13 protein-coding genes are annotated in these 17,096 nt (G+C 59.9%); 6 read left to right on the plus strand and 7 right to left on the minus strand.

Annotated elements, in window-relative coordinates:
* Nucleotides 1-58: 58 nt before the first annotated feature.
* A complete protein-coding gene (gene oadA / locus ACA073_RS26155) occupies nt 59-1,867 on the minus strand; it encodes a sodium-extruding oxaloacetate decarboxylase subunit alpha (protein WP_497400580.1) in 1,809 nt (602 codons plus the stop codon).
* Between the two features lie 11 nt (nt 1,868-1,878).
* Nucleotides 1,879-3,294, minus strand: a complete 1,416-nt coding sequence (locus tag ACA073_RS26160) for an acetyl-CoA carboxylase biotin carboxylase subunit (RefSeq protein ID WP_497400582.1) — start codon at nt 3,292-3,294, stop codon at nt 1,879-1,881.
* Nucleotides 3,295-3,484: 190 nt separating this feature from the next.
* Here ACA073_RS26160 and ACA073_RS26165 point away from each other — a divergent pair, with 190 nt between their 5' ends.
* Complete coding sequence (locus ACA073_RS26165) at nt 3,485-4,447, plus strand: LysR family transcriptional regulator (protein ID WP_497400584.1); 963 nt, start codon at nt 3,485-3,487, stop codon at nt 4,445-4,447.
* Here ACA073_RS26165 and ACA073_RS26170 read toward each other — a convergent pair.
* From ACA073_RS26170 to ACA073_RS26180, 3 genes are all read right to left on the minus strand, one after another.
* Nucleotides 4,389-4,598 carry a PA3496 family putative envelope integrity protein gene (locus tag ACA073_RS26170; RefSeq protein ID WP_497400586.1) on the minus strand — a complete coding sequence of 70 codons (210 nt, stop codon included), beginning with the start codon at nt 4,596-4,598 and terminating at the stop codon, nt 4,389-4,391. The two genes, ACA073_RS26165 and ACA073_RS26170, sit on opposite strands and share 59 nt — an antisense overlap.
* Before the next feature lie 224 nt (nt 4,599-4,822).
* A complete protein-coding gene (gene hexR / locus ACA073_RS26175) occupies nt 4,823-5,689 on the minus strand; it encodes a transcriptional regulator HexR (protein WP_008027445.1) in 867 nt (288 codons plus the stop codon).
* A 236-nt stretch (nt 5,690-5,925) separates the two neighbouring features.
* Nucleotides 5,926-8,793: an EAL domain-containing protein gene (locus tag ACA073_RS26180; protein ID WP_497400588.1), complete on the minus strand. Its 2,868-nt coding sequence runs from the start codon at nt 8,791-8,793 to the stop codon at nt 5,926-5,928.
* Nucleotides 8,794-9,052: 259 nt separating this feature from the next.
* On the opposite strand from ACA073_RS26180, the gene uvrD reads away from it, so the two are divergent.
* The 3 genes from uvrD to ACA073_RS26195 all read left to right on the plus strand — a co-directional run bounded on the left by uvrD (nt 9,053) and on the right by ACA073_RS26195 (nt 12,942).
* The gene (gene uvrD, locus ACA073_RS26185; protein ID WP_497400590.1) at nt 9,053-11,236 is read left to right on the plus strand and encodes a DNA helicase II; all 2,184 of its coding nucleotides are present in this window, start codon (nt 9,053-9,055) and stop codon (nt 11,234-11,236) included.
* Between the two features lie 288 nt (nt 11,237-11,524).
* Nucleotides 11,525-12,397, plus strand: coding sequence for a Tim44 domain-containing protein (locus ACA073_RS26190; protein ID WP_497400592.1), 873 nt, complete (start codon nt 11,525-11,527; stop codon nt 12,395-12,397).
* A gap of 137 nt (nt 12,398-12,534) precedes the next feature.
* Entirely contained in the window at nt 12,535-12,942 is a 408-nt protein-coding gene (locus ACA073_RS26195; protein ID WP_007943369.1) for an SMI1/KNR4 family protein, read from the plus strand.
* A 21-nt stretch (nt 12,943-12,963) separates the two neighbouring features.
* On the opposite strand, the gene ACA073_RS26200 is transcribed toward ACA073_RS26195, so the two are convergent.
* Nucleotides 12,964-14,727 carry a cation:proton antiporter gene (locus tag ACA073_RS26200; protein ID WP_497400594.1) on the minus strand — a complete coding sequence of 588 codons (1,764 nt, stop codon included), beginning with the start codon at nt 14,725-14,727 and terminating at the stop codon, nt 12,964-12,966.
* Nucleotides 14,728-15,013: 286 nt separating this feature from the next.
* Between ACA073_RS26200 and ACA073_RS26205 the strand changes: the two genes are divergently transcribed.
* Complete coding sequence (locus ACA073_RS26205) at nt 15,014-15,496, plus strand: acyl-CoA thioesterase (protein ID WP_497400596.1); 483 nt, start codon at nt 15,014-15,016, stop codon at nt 15,494-15,496.
* A 146-nt stretch (nt 15,497-15,642) separates the two neighbouring features.
* Here ACA073_RS26205 and pdxY read toward each other — a convergent pair whose 3' ends face one another.
* On the minus strand, nt 15,643-16,515 hold the full coding sequence (pdxY, locus tag ACA073_RS26210) for a pyridoxal kinase PdxY (RefSeq protein ID WP_497400598.1): 873 nt from the start codon (nt 16,513-16,515) through the stop codon (nt 15,643-15,645).
* A gap of 118 nt (nt 16,516-16,633) precedes the next feature.
* On the opposite strand from pdxY, the gene ACA073_RS26215 reads away from it, so the two are divergent.
* Complete coding sequence (locus tag ACA073_RS26215; RefSeq protein ID WP_497400600.1) at nt 16,634-17,044, plus strand: DUF3301 domain-containing protein; 411 nt, start codon at nt 16,634-16,636, stop codon at nt 17,042-17,044.
* The last annotated feature ends 52 nt before the right edge of the window (nt 17,045-17,096 follow it).

The following is a 17,096-nucleotide window of genomic DNA, read 5'->3' on the forward strand; positions in this document are numbered from 1 at the left end:
AAAAAAGGGGAGCACATGCCCCCCCGAGGTTTAAAGCGTTGTTATCTCAGCTGTTAACTCAGCCTTCGATCTCGATCAGGATTTCGCCCGGATTCACTCGGTCGCCCTTGGCCACGTGGATGGCGGTGACCTTGCCGGCGATGGCGGCCTGCACTTCGGTCTCCATCTTCATTGCTTCGGTGATCAGCACGGCCTGGCCAGCCTTGACGGTGTCGCCTTCCTTGACCAGCACGTCGACGATGTTGCCCGGCATGGTGGTGCTGACGTGGCCCGGTGCAGAGGCTTGCTTGCGCTTGCTGCTGCCGCCGCCGACGAATTCGTTGAGCGGTTCGAACACCACTTCTTCCGGCATGCCGTCGATGGACAGGTAGAAGTGACGCTTGCCTTCAGCCTTGACGCCGACGCCGGTGATGTCGACGCGGTAGGTTTCGCCATGGACGTCGATGACGAACTCGGTCGGCACGCCTTCGCCACCGGCAGAGGCCACACCGCCCGCCTCGGGAATCGGCAGCAACACTTCTGGAGTCAGGGTGCCGGCAGCACGTTCCTCGAGGAATTTGCGGCCGATGTCCGGGAACATCGCGTAGGTCAGCACGTCTTCTTCAGACTTGGCCACAGCACCGATGTCGGCACGCAGCTTGGCCATTTCCGGCTTGAGCAGATCAGCCGGGCGAACGTCGATCACTTCTTCGCTGCCGATCGCCTGGCGACGCAGTTTTTCGTTCACGATGCCCGGCGCTTTGCCGTAGCCGCCCTGCAGGTAGAGTTTCACTTCGTTGGTGATGGTTTTGTAGCGCTCGCCGGCCAGCACGTTGAAGAACGCCTGGGTGCCGACGATCTGCGAGGTCGGGGTCACCAGCGGTGGGAAGCCGAGGTCTTCGCGAACGCGCGGGATTTCAGCCAGCACTTCGGCCATGCGGTTCAACGCGCCCTGCTCTTTGAGCTGGTTGGCCAGGTTGGAGATCATGCCGCCCGGCACCTGGTTGACTTGCACGCGGGTGTCGACAGCGGTGAACTCGCTTTCGAACTGATGGTACTTTTTGCGCACGGCGTAGAAGTACAGGCCGATCTCTTGCAGCAGCTCCAGGTTCAGGCCGGTGTCGAATTCGCTGCCTTTAAGGGCTGCGACCATCGACTCGGTGCCCGGGTGACTGGTGCCCGAGGCGAAGCTGGAGATCGCGGTGTCGATGTGGTCGGCGCCGTTTTCGATAGCCTTGAGTTGGCACATCGTGGCCAGACCAGCCGTGTCATGCGAGTGGATGAACACTGGCAGCGACTGCTCGGCTTTCAATGCCCTGACCAGTTCGCCAGTGGCGTATGGAGTCAGCAAACCAGCCATGTCCTTGATCGCCACCGAGTCGCAACCCATGGCTTCCATTTGCTTGGCTTGCGCGACGAACGCGTCGATGGTGTGCACCGGGCTGGTGGTGTAGGCGATGGTGCCCTGGGCGTGTTTGCCCGCTGCTTTCACGGCTTCGATGGCGACGCGCAGGTTACGCACGTCGTTCATGGCGTCGAAGATGCGGAACACGTCGATGCCATTGACCGCTGCCTTGGCGACGAAGGCTTTGACCACGTCATCGCTGTAATGGCGGTAGCCCAGCAGGTTCTGGCCACGCAGGAGCATTTGCAGACGCGTGTTAGGCAACGCCGCGCGCAGTTGGCGCAGACGCTCCCACGGGTCTTCTTTCAGGAAGCGTACGCAGGCGTCGAAGGTTGCGCCGCCCCAGCATTCCAGCGACCAGTAGCCGACTTTGTCGAGCTTGTCGCAGATCGGCAGCATGTCTTCGGTGCGCATGCGGGTCGCGAGCAGCGATTGGTGGGCGTCGCGCAGGATTGTGTCGGTAACGTGGATTTTCTTGGACATTGTTTTATTCCTCACAGGCCTGCGTGGGCGGCAATGGCGGCGGCGATGGCCAGGGCCAGCTCTTCGGGTTTGCGCTTGATCGAGTAGTTGGTCAGTTCAGGGTGGGCTTCAACGAAGCTGGTGTTGAACTGGCCGCTACGGAATTCCGGATTACGCAGGATTTCCTGGTAGTACGCGGCGGTGGTCTTGACCCCTTGCAGACGCATGTCGTCGAGGGCGCGCAAGCCACGGTCCATCGCTTCTTCCCAGGTCAGCGCCCATACCACCAGTTTCAGACACATGGAGTCGTAGTACGGCGGAATGGTGTAGCCGGTGTAGATCGCCGTATCGGTACGCACACCAGGACCGCCGGGCGCGTAGTAACGGGTGATCTTGCCGAAGCTCGGCAGGAAGTTGTTTTTCGGGTCTTCGGCGTTGATCCGGAATTGCAGCGCGAAACCGCGGTGCTGGATGTCTTCTTGTTTCACCGAAAGCGGCAGGCCGGACGCAATGCGGATCTGCTCACGCACGATGTCGATGCCGGTGATCTCTTCGGTGATGGTGTGTTCCACCTGCACCCGAGTGTTCATCTCCATGAAGTACACCTCGCCCTCGGCGAGCAGGAACTCCACGGTGCCGGCGTTCTCGTAGCCCACCGCTTTGGCCGCACGCACCGACAGGTCGCCGATATAGGCACGCTGTTCCGGCGTCAGTTGCGGGCTCGGAGCGATCTCGATGAGCTTCTGGTTGCGGCGCTGGATCGAGCAATCACGCTCGAACAGGTGCACCACGTTGCCGAAGCTGTCACCAAGGATCTGCGCTTCGATGTGCTTCGGATTGACGATGCATTTTTCCAGGAACACTTCCGCCGAACCGAACGCCTTGGTGGCTTCGGAGATCACGCGAGGGAATGCCTGTTCGAGTTCTTCGCGGCTGTTGCAGCGACGAATGCCGCGGCCGCCACCACCGGAAGTGGCCTTGAGCATTACCGGGTAACCGATGCGGTCGCCTTCGGTCAGGGCCTCGGCGATGTCCGCGACGTTGCCTTCGGTGCCCGGAGTAACCGGCACGCCGGCCTTGATCATGCTGCGGCGGGCTTCGGTCTTGTCGCCCATGCGGCGAATGACTTCAGCCGATGGACCAATGAATTTGATTCCGCGCTCTGCACAGATGTCCGCCAGCTCGGCGTTTTCCGAGAGGAAACCGTAGCCGGGGTGCAGCGCATCGCAACCGGTTTCCACGGCCAGGTTCACCAGCTTGCGCGGGTTCAGGTAACCGGCCAACGGGTCGGCACCGATGCTGTGGGCTTCGTCCGCACGCTTTACGTGCAAGGCATGACGGTCGGCGTCGGAATAGACCGCGACCGAGCGGATGCCCATCTCGGCGCAGGCGCGCACGATTCGTACGGCAATCTCACCACGGTTGGCGATCAGGATCTTTGTTATCACTTGGAGTTTCCCTTGAGCCGGTGGTACTCACGACCTGCTAGACCAGGTCGACTCGTGACCAAATGTTTCGATTTAGTCGCACGCCCACACTAGCCCTCGCAAGGGATTAACAAAAATGATTAATTATTGGGTCAGGCATAAGGAAAGACTTATAGTTGACCTATCAGCCTGCTGCGAGAGCGTCTAGATAATGCGTAAGTCATTGATGCGTATGACATTGCGTCAATTGCAGATCTTCAATGAAGTCTGTGATTTGCGATCCTACAGCCGCGCAGCGGAGGAAATGTCGCTCACACAACCTGCCGTGAGCCTGCAGATTCGTCAAATTGAGGAGCTGATTGGTCAGCCGCTGTTTGATTACGTGGGCAAAAAACTCTACATGACGGAAGCCGCCGAAGCCCTTCAGCGTGCCAGTCGGGACATTTTCGGCCGCCTGGAAAACCTCGACATGCAGCTCTCGGACATGCAGGGCTCGTTGCAGGGACAGCTGAAACTGGCGGTGGAATCCAGCGCCAAGTATTTCGTGCCGCACCTGTTTGCCGCATTCAAGCGTCAGCACCCGGAAGTGAACCTGCAGCTAACCGTGGTTAACCGTGGGCAGGTGATTCGGCGCCTCTCCGACAACCGCGATGACCTGGTGATCATGTCCATGGTGCCGCAGGACATGGGGCTGGAGTTTCTGCCGTTCCTCAACAACCCGATCGTGGCCGTGGCGCCACCGGATCATCCGCTGTGCCACATGGGGCCTTTGCGCCTGCAGGACCTTGAGCCTTACACCCTGCTACTGCGCGAGCCCGGCTCCGGAACGCGATTGGCGTGCGAAGAGTATTTCAAGGAGAAACGCGTGCACTTCAACCAGACCCAGGAGGTCTCATCGGCCGAAGCTCAACGAGAATGTGTGCTGGCGGGTCTGGGCGTTGCGCTGTTGACGCGCCACGCCCTGAACCTGGAGTTGGCGACCGGCGGCTTGATCGAATTACCGGTCGAAGAGTTGCCGCTGCTTCGCAGCTGGTGCCTGGTGCAGGCCAAGGCCAAACGGCTGTCGCCGGTGGCCCACGCATTCCTTGCGTTTATCCGCAGCGAACGAGTGCAGATCAGCGCCCTGGTTGAGCGTTTCGACGGGAAGTTGCGGGCGTTGCCTGCCAGTAGTTGAGTTCCAGATCAGGAAAATCGCCGATCTCGGCCAGCAACTGGCGGCGCTCGCAGCGGTCTTCGATGGCGCGACGAAATTCCATGCGGCGCTGGTCTTCTTGCTGACGACGGGTTCTGACGGCGCTGTTGCGTTCTTCGTAGGGCTGGGCCATTTCGAGTCTCCCAAGGCGATTACGGGAGTTACAGGATGGGCGCGAGGGATGACGGTTTGGCGGCGGGTGGGTTACAACGATGTGAATATTGCCGAGTAGATGGGGCGCTTTCGAGGGCGCCTTCGCGAGCAAGCCCGCTCCCACATTTGATCGGGTTCACCTGTGGGAGCGGGCTTGCTCGCGAATGAAGGGCGGAACGACCTTCCGGCGATGTCAGATCAAAATCAATCGTCCAGCGCTTTCACCGACTTGGGCGACAGCCGCAAACTGCGAAGGCTGCGTTTGACGCTCTTGAGGTGGTTAACCAGGCTCGGCCCGCGCGCCATGGCCACGCCCATCGCCAACACGTCGATCACCACCAAATGGGCGATGCGCGAGGTCAGCGGCGTATAGATTTCGGTGTCTTCGTGCACGTCGATCGCCAGGTTGACGGTCGACAGCTCGGCCAACGGCGTCTGGCTCGGGCACAAGGTAATCAGCGAGGCGCCGCTTTCGCGCACCAGATTCGCAGTAATCAACAGGTCCTTGGAACGCCCGGACTGGGAAATGCAGATCGCCACGTCGGTCGGCTTCAACGTTACCGCCGACATCGCCTGCATGTGCGGGTCGGAATACGCCGCTGCCGTCAGCAGCAAACGGAAGAACTTGTGCTGGGCATCCGCCGCCACTGCACCCGAGGCACCGAAACCGTAGAACTCGACACGCTGGGCCTGGGACATGAGCGACACCGCGCGCTGCAACTCCACCGGATCGAGCTTCTCGCGAACCTCCATCAGGGTATGCAGGGTGGTATCGAAGATCTTCAGGCTGTAGTCGGCGACCGAATCGTCTTCATGGATCGCAAACTGACCGAAACTCGCACCGGCCGCGAGGCTCTGCGCCAGCTTCAGTTTCAAATCCTGAAACCCGGAGCAACCGATGGCGCGGCAGAACCGCACGATGGTCGGCTCGCTGATGCCCACGCTGTGGGCCAGGTCGGCCATGGAACTGTGCATCACCGCCGCTGGATCAAGCAGCACGTGGTCGGCGACCTTGAGCTCCGACTTGCGTAACAGGTGGCGTGACTGGGCGATGTGTTGCAGCAGATTCAAGGGGCTGGACTCTTTGTTATTGGCAGGTGCCGGGGATGTAGCAAGCTTGTAGTTATACTACATGAATCGGCTTTTTGCCTGCTCAATGCGTAACCGAATCCCTCGTTTTCAGGCGTGCGCGCTCAATGTAGCACTCATTGTCAGAGTTTCAGCGCAACTGAAGCACACCCTTAAGGCTAGCAACCACCCACCTTCCCGTCTCAGCGCAACGGAAAGTGCGATTTTGCGATGAACTATCAGTCGATGCCTTGCGCTTGTAGCAGAACCGCCAGTGCCTGCGCCTCGACCGGCCGACTGATGAGGTAGCCTTGCACCTCATCGCAGCGTTCAACCTTCAAAAACTCAAGCTGCTCCAGCTGCTCCACGCCTTCAGCTACCACCTTCAACGATAAACCGTGAGCCATGGCGATGATCGCCCGGGTAATCGCCGCATCCACGCTACCCTCCCCCAGACCGCGGATAAACGCCTGATCGATCTTCACGTAATCCACCGGGATCCGCTTGAGGTAGCTCAGGGACGAATACCCGGTGCCAAAATCGTCGATGGCCAGTTTCACCCCAAGATCACGCAACTGCTGGAACGTGGCGATGATGTGTTCGACGCTGTCCAGCAACTGGCTCTCCGTAAGCTCCAGCTCGAGGTAGTGCGGCGCCAGACCGGTTTCTTCCAGCACCTGACGCACCAGGCTGACCAGTTTGCCCTGCCGTAATTGATGCACCGACAAATTGACCGAGACCCGAATTGGTTCCAGCCCCTGACGCTGCCATTCGCAGGCCTGCCAGCACGCCTGACGCAAGACGAACTCGCCAATCGGGCCGATCAGCCCGGTTTCTTCGGCCAGGCCGATAAAGTTTCCCGGCGGCACGCTGCCCATGGTCGGGTGATCCCAGCGCACCAAGGCCTCGGCGGCATTCAACCGGCCAGTGGCGAGGCAGAGTTTCGGCTGGTAAAACACCTTCAACTGCTTCTCTTCGATGGCTTTACGCAGTTGGTTCTCCAGCTGCAGGCGCTCAAGCGTGCTGGCTTGCAGGCTCTCGGTGTAGAACTGGAAATTGTTGCCGCCCAGGTGTTTGGCATGTTGCATGGCCATGTTCGACTGACTCACCAGCGCAGAAATTTCCCGCGCGTTGTCCGGCAACATGCTGATGCCCATGGACGCGCTGACCACCAGCTCATGCCCCTCGACGGTCACTGGCACACGCAATTTGGTCGAAAGTCGCGTCGCCACTCGCGCCAGACTTGAAAGACTGCCGTAAGCGTCGAACAGCACCGCGAACTCATCGCCGGACAATCGCGCAATGGTGTCCGCCTCCGGCAGCGCATTGACCAGCCGCCGGGCCATCTTCTGCAACAGCTGGTCGGCAATTTCATGGCCAAGGCTGTCGTTGAGCAACTTGAAACGGTCCAGGTTGATGTGCAACAACGCCAGACTGCGCCCGCCCTTGCGCACGCGCTGATGAGCCTCACGTAACCGCTCGCGGAATAGCGAGCGATTGGCCAGCCCCGTCAGCTCATCGTAGTGCGTCAGGTAACGCATGCGCTCTTCGGATTCGCGCCGCGCCGAGAGATCGGCGAAGAAACCAACAATATGACTCACATTCCCCCGGGTATCGCGCACGGCATTCAGTTGCAGCCATTGCGGATACAGCTCGCCGTTCTTGCGGGTTTCCACCAGTTCGCCCTGCCAACTGCCGTGTTGTTCCAGCGCCTGATGGATCGCCCCGTAGTGCCGACGGGCGTCGCGACTGCACGGTAACTCCACGACGTTGCGCCCGAGCATGTCGTCGATGTCATAGCCCGTTAAGCGGCTGAACGCCTGATTTACCGCGATGAGTGCGTAATTCGGATCGAAAATCATGATGCCTTCGCTGGCCGCCTCGAACACCGTCGCCGCCAGTTGCTGCTGCGCTTCCAGGCTCTTGCTGGCACTGATGTCGCGGCGGGTGCCGACCATGCGAATCACCCGGCCGATTTCGCTGCGCTCAACCGCTCGACCGCGGTCTTCGATCCAGACCCAATGACCATCGCCATGGCGCACGCGGTACTCAATCTGATAGTCCTCGGTGCGCCCCTTCAAATGCTCGACCAGCGCGCGCCTCAGCGAAGGCAAGTCCTCGGGATGCAGGCGTGGCTTGAGGTGACGCAGCATGGCCGTCACGAATTCCGGCTCCAGGCCGAACAACTCCTGAATATGGGTGTGATGGACTTCGTCGGTTTGCAGGTTCCAGTCCCACAATCCCAGCTCACTGGCTTTCAACGCCAGCGCCAGTCTCGCCTCACTTTTGCTCAAGGCCTGGTTGGCAGCGTCCAGTTCCAGGCTACGCTGGGCGACGCGGCTTTCGAGTCCGATCTGAATTTCGCGCAACTCGTCTTCGGCACGGCGGCGCTGGTCGATTTCCTTGGCCAATTCGTGGTTCAGCTGGTCGCTACGACTTTGGGCCTGCTGCAAGTGTTCAATCAGCGCCTCATTCTGAAAGCGTCGCAGCAACCCGCGATCAATCAGCCGATTGACCTGCCAGGCGACCACGCTCAACGCCCCCAGCAAGATCAGCCCGAACCAGCCCCAGCCCTGCTCCTGCTCGTCACCGCCCCAGAATAAATAGGCGATGGCCGGCAACAGACACGGCAAGGTAAAGGATAGAAAGGCCGGAAGACTGACCGCGTAGGCCACGCTGGCCGAGAGGGCTGCCGCACCGATCAGGCCGAACACCCAGGCTTGCTGGATGAAATTGTCGGCGGGCACCAGGGCAATGCCGGCACCGGCCAGGGTCAGGCCGGTCATGGCCGAACCGAGCAGAAACATTCGACGCCAGACCGGATGGGCCTGGCGATTAGGAATCGCTGAATCGAACGCAGCGACCTGAATCACCCGCAACGCTACCAGCGACAGCAACCACACCAGCCAGACGCTGACCAGAAAGTAGCGCTGCGGACTCCAGAGCAAGCCCGCGCACACCAGGCCATTGATTAGCATGAACAGCGTAGGCAGGAGCGAGCCCTGGTAAAGCAGGCGCGTGCGTTCGACCGCCATTTCCATGGCGTATTGTTTGCGGATAACCCGGGGCTCCACAGTGGGGCCCGACAGGTCGGAGCTGAGGGTCATAGGCAATGTTTCTTGTTCTTATAATGATGAGCATGAGCCCGAAACGTGCATGGAGCATACACAAGCCAATGCGCTTACCACACTGCTCCAGATCATAAATTTGACAAAAGCCCGGAGGCCCTTTGCCCCCCGAAAACCCAGGAAGCGAGCCCCGCCACCGCTCGCAGCCAGTGACCGACCGGTCGTCCTGCGCGTATCTTTCATCGGCTAAAGCAAAGCGGGGTTTGCCCGGTGTGACGCGGCCCCCTAGAATGCCCCGATGCGCGATGATCTCTCCCTTCTGCTGAACTCCCTCAACGATGCCCAACGCCAGGCCGTAGCTGCCTCCGTGGGTCGTCAGTTGGTCCTGGCCGGTGCTGGTTCCGGTAAAACCCGAGTGCTGGTGCACCGTATCGCCTGGTTGATCCAGGTCGAGAACGCCTCGCCCCACTCAATCCTATCGGTGACCTTCACCAACAAGGCCGCAGCCGAGATGCGTCATCGCATCGAGCAACTGATGGGTATCAACCCGGCCGGCATGTGGGTCGGCACCTTCCACGGCCTGGCGCACCGCTTGCTGCGGGCGCACTGGCAGGAAGCCGGCCTGAGCCAGACTTTCCAGATTCTCGACAGCGACGACCAGCAACGACTGGTCAAGCGGGTAATCCGCGAACTGGGCCTGGACGAGCAACGCTGGCCGGCCCGTCAGGCTCAGTGGTTCATCAACGGGCAGAAAGACGAAGGTCTGCGCCCGCAACATATCCAAGCCAGCGGCGATCTGTTCCTGGCAACCATGCGCGGCATTTATGAAGCCTATGAGGCCGCGTGCCTGCGCGCCGGCGTCATCGACTTTTCCGAACTGCTGCTGCGTGCCCTCGATCTGTGGCGCGATCACCCTGGCCTGCTGGCGCATTATCAGAAGCGCTTCCGGCACATTCTGGTGGACGAGTTCCAGGACACCAACGCCGTGCAGTACGCCTGGTTGCGCCTACTGGCCAAGGGCGGCGACAGCCTGATGGTGGTCGGCGACGACGATCAGTCGATCTATGGCTGGCGCGGCGCGAAAATCGAGAACATCTATCAGTATTCCGACGATTTCCCGGATGCCGAGACCATTCGTCTGGAGCAGAACTACCGCTCCACTGCCGGGATCCTCAAGGCTGCCAACGCCCTGATCGCCAACAACACCGGGCGCATGGGCAAAGAGCTGTGGACCGATGGTGGCGAAGGCGAAGCGATCAATCTATACGCCGCGTTCAACGAACACGACGAAGCACGCTATGTGGTGGAAACCATTGAAAGCGCGCTGAAAACCGGCCTGGCTCGCAGCGATATCGCGATTTTGTACCGTTCGAACGCCCAATCGCGCGTTTTGGAAGAAGCCTTGCTGCGCGAGCGCATTCCTTATCGCATCTATGGCGGCCAGCGCTTCTTCGAGCGGGCTGAAATCAAGAACGCCATGGCCTACCTGCGCTTGCTGGAAGGTCGTGGCAACGATGCAGCGCTGGAGCGGGTGATCAACGTTCCGGCCCGTGGCATCGGCGAGAAAACCGTTGAAGCGATTCGCGACCATGCGCGCCACAGCGATGTGTCGATGTGGGAAGCGATGCGCCTGCTGGTCGCGAATAAAGGGCTGACCGGCCGTGCCGCCGGCGCGCTTGGCGCGTTTATCGAGCTGATCGAGAACCTCGCCGCCAAGTGCATGGAAATGCCACTGCACTTGATGACCCAGACCGTCATCGAGCAGTCCGGGCTGATCGCCTACCACGAAGCGGAAAAAGGCGAGAAAGGCCAGGCCCGGGTAGAAAACCTTGAGGAACTGGTCAGCGCCGCGCGCAACTTCGAAAATGCTGAAGAGGACGAAGACCTGACGCCACTGGCGGCGTTCCTCGGTCACGCATCGCTGGAGGCCGGGGATACCCAGGCCGACGAGCACGAAGACAGCATTCAGTTGATGACCTTGCACAGCGCCAAAGGCCTGGAGTTCCCGTACGTGTTCCTGGTGGGCATGGAAGAAGGCCTGTTCCCGCACAAAATGAGCCTGGAAGAACCCGGCCGTCTTGAGGAAGAGCGGCGTCTGGCTTATGTCGGCATCACCCGGGCCATGCAGAACCTGGTGATGACCTACGCGGAAACCCGACGCCTGTATGGCAGCGAGACCTACAACAAGGTGTCGCGTTTCGTACGTGAAGTACCGAAAGGTCTGATTCAGGAAGTGCGACTGTCCAACAGTGTCAGCCGTCCGTTCGGTGGCGGTCAGCAGCAGAGCTCCAGCAGTCTGTTTGGTGGCAGCGAGATACCTGACACCGGGTTCAGTCTCGGCCAGGCCGTTCGGCACTCGGTATTCGGCGATGGCGTGATCCTGAACTTCGAAGGCGCCGGAGCTCAGGCGCGGGTGCAGGTCAACTTCAGCGAAGGCAGCAAGTGGCTGATGCTCGGTTACGCCAAGCTGGAAGCGATCTGAAGCCAGCCGAGGACTAATGTGGGAGCGGGCTTGCTCGCGAAAGCGGTGTTTCAGCAGACATAAGTCTCGACTGACACACCGCTTTCGCGAGCAAGCCCGCTCCCACAGGGTCCCATTCCTACAGAACTAATTAACAAATCCTACAGACCAAAGTTAACAGGCCTTATTGCCTTGATTGAAGCTGAACGAAACCTGTCAGGCAAAAGCCCGAAACACTCTGCCGCTAGCCAGTAACACTTCAGCTGTGCAACATGGCGCGCGTGCCTTCCACAAATGGGAATTCCCTTTATGAAACGTTTTCTTAGCATCGCCATGGCGTTGTGCATCGGCCTGACGATGAGCCTCGACGCCAACGCCAAGCGCTTTGGTGGCGGCAAGAGCTCCGGCGCTGCGCCGACTCACCAGACCAGCCAAATGGCTCCTTCTTCTGCTGCAGGTGGCGCTGCTGCCACTGCGGGCGCGGCCGGTGCCGCCGGCGCTGCCGCCAAGGCCGGCGGTGCTTCGCGCTGGCTCGGCCCACTGGCCGGCATCGCTGCCGGTGGCCTGCTGGCCTCCATGTTCATGGGCGGCGGCTTCGAGGGCATGCAGATCTTCGACATCCTGATCATGGCGGTCATCGCCTTCCTGGTCTTCCGTTTCATCGCCGCTCGTCGTCGCAAGCAACAGGAGCACCTGGCTCCAGCCGGCGCGCCGATGCAGCGTGAAGTGTTCGAGCAGAAGCCTGCAGCCATGGGTTCGATCTTCGGCGGCTCGGCCGCACCGGTTGCCGCTCGTCCGGTAATCAATGCGCCAGCCTGGTTCAATGAAAAGAACTTCATTGAAGCAGCCCGCAACCACTTCCAGTCCCTGCAGCAACACTGGGACGCCAACGAAATGGACAAGATCTCCGAGTTCGTGACCCCGCAACTGCTCGAGTTCCTCAAGCGCGAACGTGCCGATCTGGGTGAAGGTTTCCAGTCCACCTACATTGATAACCTCAATGTTCAACTGGACGGTGTCGATGATCGTGCCGAGAAGACCATCGCCACCCTGACCTTCAGTGGCGTGTCGAAAACTTCGCGTTTCGACCAGGGCGAAGTGTTCAGCGAAAGCTGGAACATGGAACGTGCACAGGGCGAAAACCAGCCTTGGCTGGTTGCCGGTATCCGCCAGAACGGCTGAACCGACCCGCGTTAAATGTGTCGCAACAAAACCCCGGCCTCGGCCGGGGTTTTTCTATTTCGCGGTTGCATCTATAGCGAGCTACTGTATAAACCGCCCCAACTAAACCGCGCCATACAAGCAAGAGGATCCCGGACGTGGAAGAAATCATCGAACAACTGCGTGAAGCCAACGAACCGGTACCGGTCCCCTTGGAGCTTCCCGACGAAGACCAGATCGTGGAAATCGAAGAACAACTGTTCATCGACATTCCCTTCGTCTTCAGAGAGTTTTTGCTGACCGTGAGCGACGTGGTATACGGCAGCCTGGAGCCGGTGACCGTCACCGACCCGCAATCACACACCTACCTGCCGGACGTTGCCGCCAACGCCTGGGATGCCGGTGTCGATCGCAGCATGATTCCGATCTGCCAGGACGGTGACGACTACTACCTGGTCGAAGAAGATGGCACCGTGGTGCTGTGGCAGGCCGAAGAAGAACTGATTGCCGAAGAAACCTGGGAATCGGTGTGGCACTGGGCGCGGGACGTCTGGCTGGAAAGCTGAGCCGTCTGACGCGCCGCGTGGTCAATGCCCGGACGATTCCTTGTGATTGTCCAGGGTTTCCAACAAGGCCACCTGCATCCGCGTGTGCACGCGGATGAACCAGCGCCAGAGCAGCGCCGCCACAGCAGCCGCGACCACGGTAATCAACACCAGCAACTTGTTGGTCGGCAGAATACTGGCCGACAAGGCTGCCAACAGCAGGAAGATCACCAGCAGCGATAAGATCGGGATCACTTCTGCGATCACCCGACGCACTCGCTGCGTGTGGCGGCCGGCCATCTCCGGTTTCACACCCATCTCCGCCAACAGCATCGACAGCGCCTTGAGCTTGCGATACGCCGCGATCAGAAATGGCAGCGACAACAGCAACGCCCCACCCCAGATCAACGCTTTCTGCCAGCTCGGGTCGCTGATCCAGTCTTGCAGGTAAGCGGACATTCGCTCGGCGAAGTAAGCACCCGAAAAGAAGATCGCAATCACCAGCGCCAGATTGACCCCCACCTGTAACAGAATCCGCCGAATCATCGACGCCAGCAGCGCGCCTTCGCCCTGGGGCTGGATGCTGCGCAGCCATTCGCCGTACATGCCCAGCACGCGGCCCAGGCGTTGCGGCATCACGTCAGCCAGCTTGATCGACAGCGGGTCAGCGGCGCGGATCAGATACGGCGTCAGCAGCGTGGTGATCACCGATACCGCCACGGCGACCGGATAGAGGAAGTTGCTGGTGACCTGCAGGGTCATGCCCAATGCCGCGATGATGAAAGAAAATTCGCCAATCTGCGAAAGCCCCATCCCCACGCGCAGTGAGGTGCGTCCGTCATTGCCGGCGATGAAGGCGCCGAGACCGCAGGACAACATCTTGCCAAGCACCACGGCCACAGTGATCACCGCAATCGGCCACGCGTATTGCAGCAAAATCATCGGGTCGAGCATTAGCCCGATGGCGACAAAGAAGATCGCACTGAACAGATCACGAACCGGCTCGATCAAGCGCTCGATCTTCAGCAACTGCCGGGATTCAGCCATGATCGCGCCAATCAGGAACGCGCCAAGTACCATGCTGTATTCGAGCTTGACCACCAGCAGACAGAAGCCGAAACACAGGCCCAGCACGGTGATCAACAGCATCTCGTTACTTTCGAATTTGGCCACATAGGCCAGCAGTCGCGGCACCAGCAGGATCCCGATCACCAGCGCGACAATCATGAACAGCGACAGCTTGCCGACCGTGGAGAGCACTTCGCCGGAACTGACCGTGCCGCTGACGGCGATGCTCGACAGCAAGGCAATGATGCCGATGCCGAGAATGTCCTCGACAATCAGCACACCGAAGATCAGTTGCGCAAAGCGCTCGTTCTTCATCTTCAGGTCATTGAGTGCCTTGACGATGATGGTGGTCGAGGAGATCGCCAGGATCGCGCCGAGGAACAGCGAGTCCATGGTGTTCCAGTCGAACCAGCGACCGATTTCGTAGCCGATCCAGATCATCAGCACGATTTCCAGGAACGCCGCGATAAACGCCGTGGCGCCGACCTTGAACAACTTGCGCAGGCTGAATTCCAGGCCCAGGCAGAACATCAGGAAAATCACCCCGAGCTCGGCGAGGGTCTTGATGGTTTCTTCGTCGTGAATCAAGCTGAACGGCGGTGTGTGCGGGCCGATAATGAAGCCGGCGACGATGTAGCCGAGGACCACCGGTTGTTTGAAGCGATGAAACAGCACGGTCACCACGCCCGCGACCAACATGATCACTGCCAGGTCCTGAATAAAACTGATGGCATGCATGGTGTGGGGCTCCTTGGCTGACGTTGCTCAATCGCCAGACGCGGGAAAGGTCTGATCGAGCAGAGTAAAAATCCGCTTTCCGCGTAGGAATTGCCCTTGGGGAGGGCTTTTGAAGGGTAACACCGCGACTTCCGGCAGAAAGGCAGTGCAATATATGGAAACAGATCGATACGGCGTGACGGCGATCACCCGCCCGGCGTCCCGATAACTGTGGTTTGAAAAAACCGATCAAACACCCGCAGAGGTGCACACTCCTCCGAAACCTGCCTTGGACCGTGAGAACGCTATGGAACCCGGAAACGCCCAGCTGTCGATGACGGTATTGATGACCCCCGACATGGCCAACTTCTCTGGCAATGTCCACGGTGGCACCTTGCTCAAGTACCTCGACGAAGTGGCCTACGCCTGCGCCAGCCGTTATGCCGGCCGCTACGTGGTGACCCTGTCGGTGGATCAGGTGATTTTTCGTGAGCCGATTCATGTCGGCGAACTGGTGACCTTTCTGGCCTCGGTCAATTACACCGGCAACACCTCCATGGAGGTGGGCATCAAGGTGGTGACCGAAAACATCCGCGAACGCTCAGTGCGCCACACCAACAGCTGCTTCTTCACCATGGTGGCGGTGGACGACGATCGCAAACCGGCTGCTGTCCCGCCGTTTCAACCGCAGAACAGTGAGGACAAACGCCGCTTCATGCAGGCCCAGCAGCGTCGCCAGATTCGTCAGGAACTGGAAAAGCGTTATCAGGAGATCAAGGGCGACGCTTGAGTTGATCAGGCAGTTTAATGGCGTTCTTTAGATAGCCTTCGCGAGCAAGCCCGCTCCCACACTAGATCTTCGTCGTACACAAACTTTGTGTTCACAGGAGATCCAATGTGGGAGCGGGCTTGCTCGCGAATGGGGTCAACTCGATATCAGAGGCTAATCGCAGTCGCCTCAAACCGCACCCGCGGATGCGCAATCCGGTCCTGCGCCCGCACCAACTCCAGTTCATAGCTCGCGCACGCCTGGGTCTCAAGCAGCACCTCATGCACTGCCGACGCCGCGAACTCGAACGCCGCCACCAGGCTATCGCCCAACAGGATGCGAGCCAGAAACAGCCCGGATGTCAGGTCGCCAACACCCACTGGCTGACGCGGAAACGCCAGCATTGGCCGTCGCAGGTGCCAGCTGCCTTCGCTCGTCACCAGCAACATCTCAAACACATCCTCCGGTTTGCCGGGATAGGCCAGATGCTTGACCAGCACCGCCTGCGGGCCGCGCGCCAGCAATGCTCGCGCCATGGCCAGGCAATCGAACAGCGACTGCGGCTTGCGCCCCGAGAAGCTGTCCAGCTCCAGTTGGTTCGGGCACATGAAATCCGCCACGGCAGCCGCTTCTTCCAGCAGGAAATCGCTGACTTCTGCGGGCACGCTGCAGCCCTTCTCCGGATGGCCCATTACCGGGTCGCACAGATACAGCGCCTTGGGATTCATCGACTTGATCCGCGCCACACCCGTCAGGATGGCCCGGCCCTGGGCTGCACTGCCGAGATAGCCGGACAATACGGCATCGCAATTGCCCAACTCGCCAATCGCTGCAATGCCTTCGACCAATTCGGGAATCTGGTGTGGCGACAGCACCTCGCCCGCCCACTGCCCGTATTGAGTGTGGTTGGAGAACTGCACGGTGTTGAGCGGCCAGACATTCACCCCGACCCGCTGCATCGGGAAAACCGCGGCGCTGTTGCCAGCGTGGCCGAACACCACGTGGGACTGAATGGCGAGCAGATGGGGCGTACGTTTCATGCGGTAAGTTCCGTAAAACGATTGAAATTCGAGCCGCGCAGTATGCGACTAAACGCAGCCTGTACGACAGACCGGCGACACAGTTAAGCTGGCACTATCTTGTTGGAGCACCCTGCTGATGCTGACCCTCGGAAATATCTTCGTGCTGATGCTGCTCGCCACCGCTGGCGCGTGGCTGTGGCACAACCATGGCTTGCGCGAGCGCGCGCTGGAACGGGTCAAGCAGCATTGCAGCAAGCTCGGGATCGAGTTGCTGGATGGCAACGTGGCGCTGAGAAAAATTGCATGCATCAAGGATGCCAATGGTCGGCGACGTCTGGCCCGTGTGTATAACTTCGAATTCACGGTCACCGGTGAAACCCGCCATAACGGCACCATCACCCAGTTCGGCGCCCACAGCGCGCAAATCGAACTGGCCCCCTACCCGATGCCCTACGACGACACGCCTCCGGTGGACGAGGTGAAGCCGCGCGCTGAAGTGATTGAGCTTAGTCAGTGGCGCCAAGAACACACCAAGTGGCGTCCATAAATCAAAAGATCGCAGCCTTCGGCAGCTCCTACATGGGAATGCGAAATCCTGT

The sequence above is a fragment of the Pseudomonas sp. LBUM1670 genome (assembly GCF_059695695.1).